Raw genomic sequence first — 16,687 nt, forward strand, 5'->3', positions numbered from 1 at the left:
CGTATACTTGGGTATTTTCAGATTTTTTTTAGTAATTTAACAAGAGATTTAAGAATTATGAACTAAAAGACATCTATCAAAATCAAAAAGTATCTTCGGTTATGCCCCGTTTTTTATCAAAACATATCAATCAACTTATTGCAAAAATAATTGAGTTAGCAGGGAGGGTCATGACTCAATCTCATTCTTCTCCCCATAGTCTATTCAAACTTAGCCTTTAAATGCTAAGACCAAAAATGCTTGAGGATCGTGTTTAAAATAATTTAATATCATCGAGGTCCTCAGCAATGCCTGTTGTGAGCTACTAAGTTAAGGAGCGTTATGATCGTTATTTTCGTCCATGGTTGGAGTGCCACGAATACCGATAGTTATGGGGAACTCCCTCAATGGCTTGAAAGTCAGAGCAAGAATCAAACACTGAATATTCGAGTGGGCAATATTTATCTCGGCCGTTATATCAGTTTTGACGATTCAATAACGGTTGACGATATAGCACGTGCATTTGATCAAGCCTTACGTGATGAAATTGCGGATAAGCTTGGCGATGGAGAACGTTTTGCGTGTATCACTCATTCAACTGGTGGGCCAATTGTTCGGAAATGGATGGATTTGTATTTTAAGAATAATCTTGAAAAATGCCCATTAAGCCATCTTATCATGCTCGCCCCCTCCAACCACGGATCTGCCCTTGCCCAACTTGGTAAATCCCGTTTAGGCCGCATTAAGAGTTTTTTTGAAGGTGTTGAACCAGGACAGCAAGTCCTTGACTGGCTTGAGCTCGGAAGCGATATGAGCTGGCAACTCAATGAAAGTTGGCTTGATTATGAATGCACTGCTCATGGAATCTATTCCTTTGTACTTACGGGCCAGAAAATTGATCGACAACTTTATGATGCACTAAACTCCTACACGGGAGAAGCTGGCTCTGATGGGATAGTACGCGTAGCGGCTACAAATATGAATTATAGCTTGTTGAAATTACATCAGGAGGGAAATAATGGGGAAAATCTTGTTGTCTCCAAAATGATACGCTCAAAACCAATGGCATTTGGGGTTCTGCCTCGGCTTGCGCATTCCGGAAAAAATATGGGAATCATTCGAAGTGTTACTCTGGCTAATGCAGCAACCCACCCCACAGCAATATGGGTCATGCGTTGTCTGCAAGTAAAAAATACCGCTGCCTATAATGCAATAGCAATAGAGCTCGATAAACTTACTAAAGAAACTCAGAATAATGAGCACATCGAAATGGTGAGCACACTTATCTTTAAGCGTGAGTACATCACCAATCGCTACTCTATGATTGTTTTTCGACTTATTGATGACCGAGGCAATCATCTTGCCGATTATGATCTTTTTTTAACTGCTGGACCAAAATATAGCGAACAGGCGCTTCCTCAAGGGTTCTTCGTAGATCGACAGAGAAACCTAAATAATCGAGGAAAACTGACCTATTTTCTTGACTACGATATTATGGAAGCCGGGATTAATACACCCCAAATGCAAGGTAATCTTGGATTCCGGATTAGGGCCTACCCAGAGTCAAGTGCCCAAGCCCTTGCCTATTATAAAGTCCTTGATTTTCATTCCTCGCTTGCGGATATGAACCAAATCATCCATCCCAACGAAACCGTAATGGTTGAAATCATGCTTCAGCGACGCGTAGATAAAGCAGTCTTTCGTATTACTAATAATCTAACTCCAGCAAAAATTAGTGGAAAACCAACTGGTGAAAAAGTAGATTAGGGTTTCTGCATTTGCAAACGCACCTGGTTGCTCTGCAACCAGGCTACGCTTTAATTAATTGAAGAAACTCAAATACTCTTCTTCAGTAAACGTTTTAATAGGCTCATTGGAATTAGAATCATGGAACATGGATTGAGCACGTGGAGCAGTCAGTTTCGTGGCCTCCTGGTTCGTACCCGACTTTTGCTGAGTAGACATAAAAGGAAGAGGTAGAGCATCAGGTTTAGGAACAATAGTCTTACCCTCTATACAAATATTAGGATAAATTAGCGGATCAGGCATTGGAACCACGGTGTTTTTACTATTAAATGGAGATACATATATAGGCTTTAGATGGGTTCCCGTTGGAGCAAATTGGGGTGGGAAAAACCTTTGAGTGGTCCTTCCTTGTAACTTTAAAAGATTAGGCTGATTCCTTAATTTTACTTTTTCATCCCATGCAAGATACATTTTGTCTACAACAAGGGTTCGTTGTTTAGACTGTTTATCAGCAAGACCTTGCTTGGTTAAATCATTGACTAATGACACCTGTATTGGCGTACCATAAATTTGTTCTAAATAGTCTCTGGAAGCAATTAAAATAGGTCCCTCACACACTAGAGTAATATGTTCACTATTAGTCACCAGCGGAGTTGCCTTTTGTTTCTTTTTTTCATCCTCTTTAATTTTTGTTTCCAGCATTTTCGCAATTTTATGACTTGAACATCCATAGGCTGTAAACATTGGGCGTCCATGATGAGACTTGGCAGGTAGCCAAAGTACACTAAAATTATCACTTGGTGAAAAGAGTCCATTAAAATTATATGCTTCTTTTACTTGAGCACTCGTCTTATTCCTTTTAGTATATGAAGTAGCGCCTAAATATTCCTCCGAAAAATCAATGAGATCCTCTGTCATTGGTTCAGCTAAAATAGGTTTAATTGTTAGTGAGTTTTGGTTGTTATTTACGATAATCATACGGATATGTGAGTTATCACCATCACCCATATTTGACGCGTATATAAAGAATGATTTATTTTCAGATTGGTTCTCTTTGGGTACTTCTTCAACTTTTCCGTCAAAATACCTTTCTAAAAAATTCGTTGAAGCAATGACATAATTTCTATGGGTTTCTAGATAGTAATCGAGAAATGCAGGGGGGTGTTCCCCTAGATCCACATCCATAGAATAATCAGTCGTGAATGCTAATTTAATATTTTCCATCATCTTCTGAGCTTCTTCTGACGAACTGCATTCAAAAAGGCACAGATTATCCTCCTCATCTAAGGGAGATTTGGATTCACTAACTATCCATTTGGTTAAAGTAAGGTTTATCCCTGTAACAGATATAACTTTCATATATGACTCTCTTATTTATTTGGATTTTATTCGTTAAACAACTCATATATTGGAATTAAAAATGAATTAGTTAGAACATAAAATTGACAAAAGCTTTACATTTGCACATAAAAAGCGCAAATATAGCAGACAAATTAATTTATGAACAATAAAATTAAAGCCTGGCGCGAGTGGTGTGTTTCTAGAAAACCGTTTAGTTGCTGAAAATTCAAGAATTTATAAAATAGATGATACTGCTTGACCTTGCCGCAACGTTAACCCTTATTGTGTCTCTTGTGGCTTAAGAGGAATACGATATGAGGTATACAATTAAACAATTAGCTAAGCTTTCAGGTATCAGCACCCGAACTTTACGCTTTTATGATGAAATTGGTTTATTGAAGCCTGCATTTTATGGCGATAATCAATATCGTTATTATAAGGAAGAGCAGGTACTTTTACTCCAGCAAATTCTGTTTTTTCGTGAACTTGAGTTTCCTCTTAATCACATTAAGAAAATTTTGAGCTGTAATGATTTCGACAAAATAAAATCATTACAACAACAAAAATCTTCTTTGCAATCTCATGTTGAGCGAACACAAACACTCATACAGACGATTGATAAAACCATTTCCCATTTAAGAGGACAATATAAAATGAATATTGAAGAAATGTTTGAAGGTTTTGATCCCATCCAGCAACAAGAACATGAAAAATATCTAGTTGAAGCTGGGGTACTTTCAGAGCAACAAATTGATGACAGTTGGAAAAAAGTTTCTCATTGGAAAAAGCCCGATTGGGAGGCATTTAAAGCATCCGGGGAGCAATTAAATCGTGCACTTGCTGATGCAATAAGACAAGGCCTTAAAATAGACTCAAAAAAGGTTCAGGACCTTATACAACAGCATTATGATTGGGTGAATAATTGTTGGACCCCAACAAAAGAATCTTACATAGGGCTTGGACAAATTTATTTGGACCACCCGGATTTTCGTGACTTCTTTAATAAGTATCATCCTGATTTAGTTGAGTTTTTGACTGCAGCAATGGAAGTATATGCAAATCGTCATTTATCTTAATTTGCTTGCCTACCGTAAAAGTAGGCAAGTTTTATATTTTACTATAAGTTATAGAGGAGCAAACAAAAGCCAAAAAATCAACAGTCTTAATTGTTCAGAGCGTAGGTACTTTCTTTTTCGTGACGTTGATCGTTCCCAAAGCACTTCTGCAAAAATGAAAAGAACCATTCAAGAAAAATAAAATTGAGAAAAGAAGGTTTTTTAACAATATTAAAAGAGCGTGTATAGTCCTCATTCGTGTTTTCTCCGAAGACTATAAGTATATTGTGCAAATCACCCTTTTCATAAATTGACCGCCCATGAAGAATCATCTGTAAATCTTGGATCACACTGGACATACTTTTTCTATCAGGAGTTGAACGAGTACTTTTAGAATTAATACTGGGCACAAAAATACTTCTTGATTCCCCAAAATAAAAATCAGCGACCTCTTTACCGTACGAAGTAAATGATTGTCGTGCGTAACGCTTTAACAAATAATCAGCATTCTTATAATCTTCTAGAAATCCTGCATCTTTCCAAGCTTGTCGCCAATAATGCAAACCTTTGCCGCTCATATTAACAAATTGCTCAAATAATGATATTTGTTGCATTGTATTGAAATAATAAATTGATTGTCAAACTTGATTTAGGATCTGGAAAATTTTATAGCCATTCTCATCAGCAAGAATGGCTTCAATGTAAGGTTTTTTTGCTATTTCAGTTGTTCTAATTTCTGTAGATCAGTTTGTTTGTTATGGATGGATTTCAGAATTTCTCTCATCTGAGGATTATGGCTACATTTGAGTAAGAACGCCGTCATTTGCATTCCTCCTTTAAAATGATCGCTCATTTCACTGATATACATATCATCGAACTCCTTACCTGAAAGGTTATCAAACGACTTCATTTCCATAGGCTTCATTCCAGGAATTTGATAATTGGCATCAGAAGTCGCAGGTAATTTACTAAGTAATCCTTTCATCTTAGTAACCTCATTATTTTGACGTGCGAGCATTTTCTTTGTAATAGCCACAATTTTGGGATTTTGAGATTTCTTTATTGCCAGCTCCATTATTTGTATCCCTTGTTGATGATGGGTAACCATCATTTGCAAGTATTCTTTTTCGAGTGCTGCAGTTTGTTTCTTACCTTTAGGACATTGATTTTCACTCATATTCATCTGTCCCATATTTGATTGATCCATTGCAAAAACACATGAACTTATTAGTGTCAGCCCTAAAAGTATTGAACACTTCTTCATTTCCCTATCTCCTAATTATTTAAAGGACATTAAAATTATAGGTCATTACTACCAAATTGGTACTTTTCGCAACAGAATCTATCATAAAAGTAAATTTCAAGCCTAAATACAGGTTGTAGCTGTTGCTGGAACACGCAGGTTAATCATCTCATTATGCTGACTTTTCTTTGGCCAAAAAACTCCAGCGAGCAAGCAGCCTACCAACTCAGGATATCCTGGGATTGTTGGTTTTAATTTGGGGAAAACCGTCTTACATCAAAGGTCAGTAATTTAAAATAATCATAGGACATATAAAACTCCCCCTTATTTCCCAGGTTACTCCCCCAGGAATTGCGTAAAGTTAATAATCCCTTGTGTTTCTGGCCGTAATTATCAACAGCAACTGCATCATCATCGTACCCTGTAATGATCATCCCATGTGCAGCTTGTACGCTTGGCAAGCCAATCATTACATCTGAGGTAATTAACCAGGTGTCATTGTTGCTTTTATAATTTCCAACAGCACCCACAACTCCTATATCAAGGCGCGGTATCATAACCGCAAAAACCGATCGGTCACCGGAGATAAGCGCCTTTTTTACTTCATTTAAGGTCCAGGTAGAACTAATTCTCCAATATATATTGGACCAGTTAACCTGTTTGCCGAAGATCAATTCACTCATTGTGCTATATTCTTCGGGTTCTATAAAAGAATCCGGTTTCTTATTAGAATGAAGGGGATATTCAGTCAATCCACCACACCCTATTGTTGTTTGTTTGTCTTTATTTACAATTCCATACTGTTCAATCTGATTTATTACCGAAATAGGATAATTTCCATCCCAACCACTTAGAGCATAACCATGATCTTCCAGATAATTTCCGAGCTGTAAATGACAAAGTTGGCTAATATAATCTCCATGACCTATAACCGCATCGAGAGCACCCGTTATGGCAAATGTGATGCATGTTCCATGAGGTCCCTGGTCTAAAACAGGAACCTCGTTCATAGCCAATTGAACCCTTTTAGGAGTTTCATTATTTTGCAATGAAGGTGAGACCTGAGAAGGATTTTTGACAATATTTTTAATTCGTCCCTCTAGTAGCGTTTGAGCATCCTGAGACAGCTCGACTTTAAGCAATTGGATGACTTTTGGCTGATTTAACCCGCGGTGCGCGGACGAAGATTCGGTAGGCAGCTGTATGGAATGTTTTATGGAGCCAATAACATGAACATCGCCTGCAATGGCCCCTTTAATTATCAAGAAGGATAAAACAGCCACTTGCAGTAAGGAAGTTAAAGTTTTTGCTGGTTTCATAATACTCGACAATAATAAGTGATAAGGAACTGATTATTTTCTTTTATGAATCAATTTGCAACCTATGTTTACGGCCTTAAAATCAATAAAAATGATCCATCCAGGGTCCGCAAAAGATACTTTTTTAGTTATAAGACACCCGAGAATTATTTACACGAATAAAACCCTGCATGATTAATCAATAATAATTCCATTCTGTGTTAAGCTTTGACTCATAGATGAAAAAACGAGTTGATGATGATAAAAGTTGGGCAGTTTAATCGATTGAAAATGGTACGAGAAGCTCCATTTGGAGTATATCTTCAGGGTGGGGAGTGGGGAGAAATTTTATTACCCAATAAATCGGTCCCTAAAGGCGCGTTAGTTGGTGATGTAGTGGATGTATTTGTCTATTTTGATTCAGAGGACAAAATTATTGCGACAACAATGCGTCCTCTTGCCACCCTAGGTAGCTTTGCTTTTTTAAAAGTGATCGATGTAAACCCTGTGGGAGCTTTTCTTGATTGGGGATTAGAGAAAGATTTATTGGTGCCCCACTCCGAGCAACACCGCCCTATGGAAAAGGGGAAATTTTATCTGGTTTATTTAAAGCAAGATAATCAGGGACGCATCATTGCAAGCTCAAAAATCGACTATTTTTTGGATAAAACTCCAGCTCACTTTAACCCAGGTGATGAAGTGAGCCTGCTTATTGCAGAAAGTACCCCGTTAGGCCGAAAAGTAATCATTAACAACAGCCATTGGGGATTAATTCATACGGGCGATATTTTTCAAACTTTAACATATGGAAAAAAAATAAAAGGGTATATCAAAAAGATGCGCGAAGATGGCAAAATTGATATTACTTTACGACAAATAGGTCAAAGTAGCATCAATGACTTGGCGCAACGTATTTTATCTAAGCTCGAACAGTCCCAGGGTTTTTTAGCATTACATGACAAAAGCTCGCCTGCAGAAATTCAACAGATGTTTTCGGAAAGTAAAAAAAATTTTAAAAGTGCCATAGGCCAACTTTATAAACGAGGTTTGATTAATATTGAGGCCAATGGCATTCGATTACAAAAAGTAGAATAGATTAGAAGTTGAATTTATATTCCACCATAACTGTCAGTTTAACAATAATCCCTATGCAACGGTGTAATATAAAAGGAGGGTTTTTAAAAGAAGCTCTCTGCTGACCATCCTTGGTACAGGAGAGTGATCCTAGGAACAGAAATAAGCATAATAATCATCGTCTTTAGCTTTTGTATCTACTTTTGGAGCGTCAGTAAGATAGTGTTTTTTCACTTGAGATGAAAAAAAGCCCAGTTCCCCTTTTGCTGCTTGTAGATCTCGAGGTTTTGCACGAGTTACTTCTCTTAATCTTTTCTCATGTTGGCGTAGTACATGGTAGCCCAAGTCTGGATCCGAAAAGTGATTTACACCAATTTGTTCATCATAGTATTTTTCCTTTAGCTCGCTAATTTTTTGTTCCCTTGCTTCCGCACATGAACTTAGGACTGCTTCAGGATGATGTTGGAAGCCGATGGTATAAAATCTTCCAGTCCTTTTCTCAACACTTTCCACCATTCGGTCAAATTTACCCCGTCCAGTTACGTGAAGTGAGGTATTTTGGGGATCCTCTTGAACATGCTGATGATGCAAGCAAGTAACATTGTATTCGATATCACCCTCTTTTTGGTTTAGTTTATAACGTAATGCATTATTAAGTTGGCTTCCTTCATGAACCACTACCCTGCTATTGTAAGTAGGGTCTTTTGTTTCTTTATAAACCGCATCAAAATGCTCATAATGAATTTGATGTTGATCGGCATCTTCCGGGATGTCTGTCACTTGAAAGCGATGGAAATGTGCGACTGTCTGTTGTCCACGGCATATACCTAAAAGAGGAATATCTTTACTCTGGGCCAATTCCGTAAGGTCCCCTTCCAGCTTCTTACGTGGATCACTATCATCATGTACCGGGACATTAGGCCCACCGGGTAAATAGATCCCATTCACCTTACCCGTGAACGCTGGATGAGTTAATCCTTCCTGGGGGGTTACCGGAATAACATCAAATCCTTTACTGTGTAAATAATCAATTGTAAGGTCGCAATAGGTTGTACCTCCTTCCTTATCATAAAGCGCAACAATTTTAGGCTTTTCTTCCGACTGCTTTAATTGTGCTTTTTCCTCTTTACTTAAAGCGTATTCAAATTTTGGTCTTTCTTCGTTAGTATTTTGAACGGGACTCCCGTAAACAAATTCTCTCAATCTCTGAAACATAATAACTACCTCACTAACTTAGACCACAAACCATATATGGTCATCTAATATACAAATTGTACTCTTAAATTATTAAGTAATTATTATTAGGGCAGGTATTTTGATGCAATTTTTGTAGGCTTCGAATTTATTGCTTTACGCAGGAATCCAACAACCAACCTTGTTCTTAGCTAAGTTAGTGAAAAGAAAAAAAATTTGGAAAAAAAGTCGACGAGGCAATAACCGAGTTAGTGTATTAGGTATGAATTCTTTTAATTAAACCGAATAAATTATGGGGTTTTTAATCCAGAGTGACTTACCTCTTTGCCTTCCTTGGCTATAAGAGGCCTGTAGTATCAAAGAAAATTAGATCATGAAACTATAAAGTAAGCCTGAGTCGTCTCTGGGCTGTTTTTCTTTTGGTTTAGGCGCTTGTTCTAGAAAGTGTTTTTTAGCTTGATTGGTAAAAAAGCCCATTTCAGCTCTAGCGGCTCTTTCTTCTACTGATTTTGTTTTAGCTTCTCTTAGTTTCTGAACATATTTCATTTCGGTATCAAAGGAAGCCTCAGGATCAAAGAAAAGCGATTTTAAGCGATCTTCATTCGCTTCTTCTTCTACCTGAAGAATGCGTTCTTTTCTTTTATTCTCATAAGAACTTATAAGTACTTCGGGGTGATGTTGTACCCCAAATGAATAATACTTTCCAGTTTTTATTTCAACGCTTTCGACCGTACCATCAAATTTATTGCGGCCTGTAATATCCACATCATGATTATTTGCATTATCGCGTAGATGTTGATGATGAATGCATTTGACTGGGTATTCCATGGGCTCATTATCTCTCTTTTCCTTAAATTCATTTTGTAATGCAGCAAATAATTGACTTCCTTGTTTGACCACAACTGTATTATTCGAATCAGGATAATTCGAATTATCCGCACCTGAATAATGCTGTTCATAGTCTGGCAAATCATCAACCTCCAAACCATTATGATGACCAAGAGCTTGTTGGCCTCGACATACTCCAATGAGAGGAATATCTTTAGTGCGTGCAAGTTGCGTCAGCTGACCTTCAAACTGCTTACGTGGATCATCATCGCTATGAACGGGAATATCTGAACCACCAGGTAAATAAATACCATTAATAGATCCATCTGTAAAAGCAGGATGGTTTAATCCATCATTTGAAGAAACTCGAATAACGTCTAAGCCATCATTTTCAAAATGTTGAATGGCTAAGTCAGCATTCGCTGCCCCATCATTCTCCTCGTAAAGAGCAACAACTTTGGGTTTGCTCTCTGAACGTGCTAGTTGTCTCTTTTCGTCCTTATTTAATTCATATTGGAAGTTAGGTTTTTTTTCTTCCTTTGGGGTTTCAGGACGGGTTTCTGAAAATAAACCACCCAATGGTGACCAGGGTGATGAAAAAAAACGTGAAAACATATGCTCTCCATAAAATACAAGTGATTTGCGAAGGAGATATTAACATATATATGAAAAACTCAAATGGTAATTACTTAAATTTTGAACTGAAAGATATAATTTTTTACAATTTCAGCCAGTATGCTGGGTACTTTAAATCAAGGCATCGGCCAATTTTTTTCAAGAAATAGCTTCTATATAGTTTTTTTGCAACTTTGTTTGGGAGACACCCTGGCGGATGGAGTCCATTTAAAATAACGAGGAAAGTGATAAACCTTTTCTATAATTCAAGTTTAGCATCTAAATTAGGGGGTTTTTTATCATCTTCCATCCTTGATGATACAGTCTCAGGAGTGTTTTTGAAAAACCGATGAGTTTGTTGTTCTTCTACCAAATTTGGCTTTGTTGAATTTTCGTTTGCAACTAAAAGACATGAATTTATAGTTTCCTGTATAACGTCCGGATGAATACCTACTACCGAGTCCACCAACTCTCCAAGAATAGTATTTTCATCCAGTTTACGAGGAACAAAGGGCTCAAAACTTGCTACTAAACTTTTAAGAACTTTGTCCCGAACTCTATCCAACTCTTCTTGATGTTCGTATTGTTCTAAATAATCCTTTACCGTTATCGGATTATACCTAGAAAAAACATAATCGCTGGAAAGCCTATTAAACAATTCCGGGTATTTACGGTTATTTATTCCATGTTCTCTAGCCTGTATAAATAATTCCTCGGGACTCGGAAAATTTCCTAGTTTACCTTCGCGCTCATATAAAATACAAATTTTAAGTAAGGGTAAATCGAATCCTTGATGGAGATATTTTTGAATAAGCATAATTTCCAGTAAACTCAGATAAAAATCTTTTAAATCCGTTGCCGAGAAGTCTACAGCACGCACAAATAAACCCACTAATGAATCTTTTGTTGCATCAAGCAATACTTCATTCATTTCAAAACCACCGTTTTTGTCTTGAATTTCTTTAGCTAGCTCATCTAGTGTTTTAAGCTTTAGTTTTATAGTTTCTTCGGAAATGCTCTGTAGTTTAATGTCTTTTCTGTCTTCTCGTTTTTTTAATTTATCGGTCCTAGTGGTATTAGCATCCTTTGAATTAACATCATATACATAGGCTTCGTCTGCATTAATTAAAACCCCATAACGCCGTCCATCATATGAATAGGTCGGTACATACTTTTGGTAAACAAGTAGTGTTGTTGAAGATAGACAATTACCTTGTTTACTGATAAATAATTTAGCCTCGGTAGCCCAATCTGTTAAACTTACATGATCAGGCTCTACAGTTATTCGATTTACCGTTTTTGCAATGAGCCGATTTGCCTTAAAAAGAGTCCCGATTGTGGGTTTGTTTTCTTTTGTGTACATAAAGATCTCATACAGCTAATTGACTTATGTAAAAGTATAGATCAGAATGCAAATAATTAAACCAGGACGATAATTATGTTTTCTAATTTACCCAATGAAATTTTAGAAATTATTTGCTCGTATTTAAACGTTAAAGAAGAACGCAATCTTAGTCTTTTTTTTAAAAACGTGGAAAACGTAAGAAAATATACTCTGGAGAACCGATTAGCGAGAGTTCTTAACGGTTCAGAGCCGGTTATATTTTGTTACTTACTTCAATGCATTATAGAAAACGAAAAAACGGGACTTGCAATTTTACAAAATGAATATTGCAAAAATATCTTGATAACTCAAAAATCAAAATCTTTACCTCATTGGATTTTAGGTATTGGGGAATGCCAACCCCGTTTATTAGAATTCATTATGGAAGATAAGGATTACAGAAATTCACTAACCAAGTTAGAGACTGAATATGTCATAACCCATTATGAGAAATTATTATCTCCAGAATTGGCTGTAACAATCCATGAAGAATTAGCCAATAAAAAAGATTTTCCCTTCGAAGAAATATTATTAGATGAAGAAGAGGAGGATATACCCCGCCCTGCTTCCTTGCGATAGAGATATTAAGACTTAGTCCTATCCTCTTAGGCAGGTGTTGTATCAATCCGTATCCGTTCTTCTCGGTATTGATCAATATTGTGATTCAAATTTAGCGAACTGTTCTTCTAATTTCCATTGAAGTTGAGCTTTTTGATTCATTTTTAGAAAATTCTCACACGCTGGGATTGGCTGTTTTGTTTGGGATTTCATGGGGGTGCACAAGGGGTTCATAGCCTTATATTGTGAATTTTCCCAAAGATTATCGCCGGGTAAAAAAGAATAATACAGACTATTGCGGGCTAATTGTTTTAGGGTGAGATAAGACAGTTTTTGTTCTTCAACGGCACGCTCATATTGACGAGTTAAAGGCTCAAGGCTTATTCCTTCATCATCGGTTGATAATGCAACCGGTACACCATATTTTAAATATAAAGCTAAGGGATGATTGTCTCCTTTGATGCCTAAAATATAATCGTTACTACTTAGATTGACTTCAACGAGTACTTCTTTTTGAGCCATTTTATTTATTAATTCAGAGGCATTGTATTCGTATTGGATGTCAACACCATGTCCAATTCGTTCTGCAGAAGCAGTCTCTACGGCTTCATGAATATGAAATGTCAATCCGTCTGGTGTGACTAATTGAGGATTAAGTTCACCCGCATGGAGGGTAATATGAACATTAGGGTAGAGTTGATGCAAAAAAGCCACCATTTGCATATGTAGTCGATAATCGCGCATAGATATTGGACCATCCTCAGTCTGAACCATATTGATGCCTACTATACGTGGATCGTGTGAAGCAGATTCAAATCCTGCCAGTAATTGTGCAAATACCATCTCGGGTGGTTGTTCTCTACGAACCTGATACAAATAGCGAACCGTGATCTCACAACCTGCTTGTTCATTTTGGGTACCGCATTGTTGTAATGCATTCTTCTTAGCTTCATCTTTGTTCAAATTAAGAGAAATATTAGTCACTATTTGGTCAAAGTTAGCACTTAATAATTGATTGCGCAGGTATTCTAAATTAGGATTCCATCCCATACTTTTTCCGAGTTGACTGGCCTCGTTTCCATCTGGGGTCGTCATGATTTCTAAATAAAGTTCGTTTTGGGCTGCCGCACGTTCAGTTATTTCAGCTAAAATTTCTCCTCCATGCATTTTGGTAATCAGGCTAAATTTTCCAAAAGCATTAAAAAAATGATCATGACCTGATTCATTTCCCATTTTATCGAAATGGCGCATCGACCATGCGTCAATCAGTGAGTTGTATAACTTATTATTGAGTACCGCGTTAGCTAAATAATCTTCTGTGTTGCATGAAGGATTGATAAAAACCGACAAATTTTTATTCTCAATACATAAATCATCCATTTCCGCATAGTGAATTAAATTTTCAGGGAATGATGAGCCGCTCACGTGCATATGCAAATCTCCCCCTTTAGGCATCTGAGTTAGAAATTTTTTTAATAGCCTAGGAGTGCTTTTAACGGAATCAAAGTAAGATTGCGTATTTTCTTCAGGACTAGCGTAGGCTTGTATTTGAACTATTAAGAAACAAAACACATAAAAAAACTTATTCATATCGCGAACAATTTGCTTAAAATATCGACTATTTTTGCATGATAAAATTATTCGGTCAAATAAATTTGCTTTAATAAACATGCAATGACACGAATAATGAGACTACAAGCAATGATATTGATATAGAACTGTCCCTCTAAGGGCTCTAAAAAAATGTAAAATTATTCATAAGATTTGATTTTGTTGATAATTAAAAACCAATATCAGCTACTATTATCCTATAATTGATTTTGATCCACATTGAACCTAATTCCTTTCGTGGCCTTAGGTCGCCTGGGTCCACACGATATTATTGATCCATTAAGAGAGGTATTACTTTGGAAAAGCGTATTTTCATAGTAGGTCATATGGGTGCTGGCAAGTTTGTATTTACAGAAGCCTTGGCTAACAAATTAGGATGGCAGATTGTCGATGCAAATCCCAGTATTGAACGTTATATTGGACGACATACTCGAGAAATTCTTGGTGAGCAAGGCGAAGCAGCCTTTAATCGTTGCCAGGCCGAAATTATTTCTCATAGCCTAGAAAAAGAAAATGTTGTTGTCTTATTGGAAGAATGCGTAGTTTCGAGTGAGGAGTGTCGAAAATTGTTATCCTCTGAATTTGTAGTTTATTTGAAAGTTTCTATACCCACGCAGCTAGCTCGTATGAAAAATGGACGAACTTCCTCACTTCCAATCGATGATATGAAAAAATTTTTGGAAGAACAACATCGCGAACGAGACTCTTTTTATGAAGAGGTTGCTACTTTAGTCGTTGAATCCGTTGGTTATTCTGATCAAGTCTCGGAAATCAATAAAATTATTGATGAAGATGTTAGTAAAGTTATGAAGGCCTTGGAAAGTTAACCCATTCAGACTCATCCCTAAGAAGGCCATTTTGACCCAACCTCTTGAATTAGCTTGGTACTGGGTCAAAAATGTCCTACCAATGCTCATTCTAAAATACAACAGCGAATTTTCAATTTTTGATGTTATAAAAAGTTACCAAGTCAATAATTAAATCTCCCAATAGCTTTATTGCATTAAACCCTTATTCTATAAATGCCTCATCTATGATTTAGAATAATCAAAAAAAGGTTATGAACAATGAATGTTTACCACAATTCGCTTTTATAGCTTATGTAATGAATTTTCTTATCTCAATTTTAGGCATTACCTTCCTATTTGCCTTAATTTTTAATATTATTCCGGATGTGATACTTCAATGGAAAGATGTATGGTTGGGCGCTTTCATTACTGCACTTTTATTTTCAATAGGTAAATTTTTATTGGGTATTTATCTATCTCACTCCAATTTATCCCAAGGATTTGGTGCGGCTGGCGCTCTTATTCCAATTCTCGTGTGGATTTATTATTCCGCGCAGATTTTATTTACGGGAGCAGAATTCACAAAAGTCCATCTTCTTCATAAAGGAAAAAAGATTAGCAAAGAGGCACGGTTGGTAAGCAAATAATATAGGAATGAGAAAGGCGGATCCTATCCGCCTTCATCAATTAATGGATGGGGGCGTTCCAATCCTTTTCTAAGTCAGAGTAATCTCTATTCGGACGTCGTTTTACACTCATCACGATTCCTCCAGATTGTATTCCTCGCTCATATTCTTTTGCGCGTTCTTCTGGAATACCCCAACCAATTAATGCCCCAACTATTCCGCCTGAGATACTTCCGGCTCCCGCTCCGGCCAAAGCAGCAGCAATAGGTCCTGCAATTACGAGACCTAATCCCGGGATCACCAAACTAGTACCCACCGCAGCAAGCCCACCTAAGAGAGCGCCAAGCCCAGCTCCAATCGCGCCACCCACGCCTAGTCCTTCCGCAGCATAAGTTTCTTCGTTTTGGACTAAATCAGAATCATAATACTTTTTCTTGGAATCTTCTGACATAATGATATTAATATCATCTGGGCTGTATCCTCTATCTAAATAAGATTGATACGCTGCCTCTGCAGAATCTCGATCTGGAAAATATGCGGTAAGCATCTCATTATTTCGAGTTTCAGACATTGTCCCTTTTTGGACGCTATGGGTTCCTGTTCTAGGTCGTGTATAATTTGTCATGATAACCTCCTGTTCATTTTGTAATCCTTAATTGTAGAGTATAGTCCATTAATGGGATGATTGATTAATTATTGACCACTTATTCGACTTAACTTTTTTTGTAATAATGAGGTATTCAAAATGCGCTTGACAGACTATAGAAACCTGGTTGCAAGCAACCAGGTTACGTTTTAATTTCTACCTATTGGAGTATAACAACAGGTAAATTCAAATGGCTGAGAGTCGACCTGCTTGTTTAAATGTAAATAATATCCTTCATTCTTAAGTAATGAATTAACATTAAGTAAATGATCTACTTCATATAAATAATCACGATGCGGGGACTGCCAGTCAGAAATTTGAATGAGTGCTTTTTGTTTCGCTTCAAGCTCATTACCGGCCACTACAAAAATATTTTTATGTAATTCTGTAAATTGGGTTTTATCGTACCCCCCCAAATTTACGAAAAATAATTTATTACTATGATCTTCTGATTGTTCCTGTGAAACTTGAATCCTATATCCATCTGCATACTTTAAAATGCCCCAAGCATCTATATGTAAAGTTTTTGGTATTCCCCACCAGCTTTTTCTGAGTCCCTCATAGGTATCTTCAATGGAGTTGGCGACTAAAAAGCGTAGATCATGGAGTTCGATTAAAGAATTAGAGTGGCTTCCACCAATATAAATCACAAATAAATTCATCTAGTTATCCTTCAGTATTAAGAATTACATCACCACGGG

16 protein-coding genes are annotated in these 16,687 nt (G+C 36.9%); 6 read left to right on the forward strand and 10 right to left on the reverse strand.

Going from position 1 to position 16,687, the window contains the following annotated elements:
* Positions 1 to 321 precede the first annotated feature (321 nt).
* Positions 322 to 1,746: a phospholipase PlaB gene (gene plaB / locus ACWTE2_RS23345; RefSeq protein ID WP_454784621.1), complete on the forward strand. Its 1,425-nt coding sequence runs from the start codon at positions 322 to 324 to the stop codon at positions 1,744 to 1,746.
* Between the two features lie 54 nt (positions 1,747 to 1,800).
* On the opposite strand, the gene ACWTE2_RS23350 is transcribed toward plaB, so the two are convergent.
* Positions 1,801 to 3,084, reverse strand: coding sequence for a hypothetical protein (locus tag ACWTE2_RS23350; RefSeq protein WP_454784622.1), 1,284 nt, complete (start codon positions 3,082 to 3,084; stop codon positions 1,801 to 1,803).
* 296 nt (positions 3,085 to 3,380) lie between these two features.
* Between ACWTE2_RS23350 and ACWTE2_RS23355 the strand changes: the two genes are divergently transcribed.
* Positions 3,381 to 4,142 carry a MerR family transcriptional regulator gene (locus tag ACWTE2_RS23355; RefSeq protein ID WP_454784623.1) on the forward strand — a complete coding sequence of 254 codons (762 nt, stop codon included), beginning with the start codon at positions 3,381 to 3,383 and terminating at the stop codon, positions 4,140 to 4,142.
* Positions 4,143 to 4,228: 86 nt separating this feature from the next.
* Here ACWTE2_RS23355 and ACWTE2_RS23360 read toward each other — a convergent pair whose 3' ends face one another.
* The 3 genes from ACWTE2_RS23360 to ACWTE2_RS23370 all read right to left on the reverse strand — a co-directional run bounded on the left by ACWTE2_RS23360 (position 4,229) and on the right by ACWTE2_RS23370 (position 6,683).
* A complete protein-coding gene (locus tag ACWTE2_RS23360) occupies positions 4,229 to 4,699 on the reverse strand; it encodes a hypothetical protein (protein ID WP_454784624.1) in 471 nt (156 codons plus the stop codon).
* A gap of 137 nt (positions 4,700 to 4,836) precedes the next feature.
* Positions 4,837 to 5,385 carry a DUF305 domain-containing protein gene (locus ACWTE2_RS23365; protein WP_454784625.1) on the reverse strand — a complete coding sequence of 183 codons (549 nt, stop codon included), beginning with the start codon at positions 5,383 to 5,385 and terminating at the stop codon, positions 4,837 to 4,839.
* 230 nt (positions 5,386 to 5,615) lie between these two features.
* Positions 5,616 to 6,683, reverse strand: coding sequence for a C1 family peptidase (locus ACWTE2_RS23370; RefSeq protein ID WP_454784626.1), 1,068 nt, complete (start codon positions 6,681 to 6,683; stop codon positions 5,616 to 5,618).
* 234 nt (positions 6,684 to 6,917) lie between these two features.
* On the opposite strand from ACWTE2_RS23370, the gene ACWTE2_RS23375 reads away from it, so the two are divergent.
* The gene (locus ACWTE2_RS23375) at positions 6,918 to 7,757 is read left to right on the forward strand and encodes a CvfB family protein (RefSeq protein WP_454784627.1); all 840 of its coding nucleotides are present in this window, start codon (positions 6,918 to 6,920) and stop codon (positions 7,755 to 7,757) included.
* A gap of 129 nt (positions 7,758 to 7,886) precedes the next feature.
* Here ACWTE2_RS23375 and ACWTE2_RS23380 read toward each other — a convergent pair whose 3' ends face one another.
* The 3 genes from ACWTE2_RS23380 to ACWTE2_RS23390 all read right to left on the reverse strand — a co-directional run bounded on the left by ACWTE2_RS23380 (position 7,887) and on the right by ACWTE2_RS23390 (position 11,736).
* A complete protein-coding gene (locus ACWTE2_RS23380) occupies positions 7,887 to 8,951 on the reverse strand; it encodes a gamma-glutamyl-gamma-aminobutyrate hydrolase family protein (protein ID WP_454784628.1) in 1,065 nt (354 codons plus the stop codon).
* Between the two features lie 345 nt (positions 8,952 to 9,296).
* Positions 9,297 to 10,373: a gamma-glutamyl-gamma-aminobutyrate hydrolase family protein gene (locus ACWTE2_RS23385; protein WP_454784629.1), complete on the reverse strand. Its 1,077-nt coding sequence runs from the start codon at positions 10,371 to 10,373 to the stop codon at positions 9,297 to 9,299.
* A 259-nt stretch (positions 10,374 to 10,632) separates the two neighbouring features.
* Positions 10,633 to 11,736 carry a hypothetical protein gene (locus tag ACWTE2_RS23390; protein WP_454784630.1) on the reverse strand — a complete coding sequence of 368 codons (1,104 nt, stop codon included), beginning with the start codon at positions 11,734 to 11,736 and terminating at the stop codon, positions 10,633 to 10,635.
* 75 nt (positions 11,737 to 11,811) lie between these two features.
* Here ACWTE2_RS23390 and ACWTE2_RS23395 point away from each other — a divergent pair, with 75 nt between their 5' ends.
* Positions 11,812 to 12,336 (forward strand): hypothetical protein, encoded by a 525-nt coding sequence (locus ACWTE2_RS23395; protein ID WP_454784631.1) that lies wholly within the window; start codon positions 11,812 to 11,814, stop codon positions 12,334 to 12,336.
* A 72-nt stretch (positions 12,337 to 12,408) separates the two neighbouring features.
* Here the strand turns inward: ACWTE2_RS23395 and ACWTE2_RS23400 are convergent, their stop codons facing one another.
* The gene (locus tag ACWTE2_RS23400) at positions 12,409 to 13,905 is read right to left on the reverse strand and encodes an adenosine deaminase family protein (RefSeq protein ID WP_454784632.1); all 1,497 of its coding nucleotides are present in this window, start codon (positions 13,903 to 13,905) and stop codon (positions 12,409 to 12,411) included.
* Positions 13,906 to 14,222: 317 nt separating this feature from the next.
* Between ACWTE2_RS23400 and ACWTE2_RS23405 the strand changes: the two genes are divergently transcribed.
* Positions 14,223 to 14,753, forward strand: a complete 531-nt coding sequence (locus tag ACWTE2_RS23405; RefSeq protein ID WP_454784633.1) for a shikimate kinase — start codon at positions 14,223 to 14,225, stop codon at positions 14,751 to 14,753.
* Between the two features lie 233 nt (positions 14,754 to 14,986).
* Entirely contained in the window at positions 14,987 to 15,361 is a 375-nt protein-coding gene (locus tag ACWTE2_RS23410; protein WP_454784634.1) for a YihY/virulence factor BrkB family protein, read from the forward strand.
* 40 nt (positions 15,362 to 15,401) lie between these two features.
* Here ACWTE2_RS23410 and ACWTE2_RS23415 read toward each other — a convergent pair whose 3' ends face one another.
* Both ACWTE2_RS23415 and ACWTE2_RS23420 read right to left on the reverse strand, forming a co-directional pair.
* The gene (locus tag ACWTE2_RS23415; RefSeq protein ID WP_454784635.1) at positions 15,402 to 15,965 is read right to left on the reverse strand and encodes a hypothetical protein; all 564 of its coding nucleotides are present in this window, start codon (positions 15,963 to 15,965) and stop codon (positions 15,402 to 15,404) included.
* Between the two features lie 170 nt (positions 15,966 to 16,135).
* Positions 16,136 to 16,648, reverse strand: a complete 513-nt coding sequence (locus ACWTE2_RS23420; protein ID WP_454784636.1) for a DUF1543 domain-containing protein — start codon at positions 16,646 to 16,648, stop codon at positions 16,136 to 16,138.
* Positions 16,649 to 16,687 lie beyond the last annotated feature (39 nt).

The sequence above is a fragment of the Legionella nigrisilvae genome (assembly GCF_977063395.2).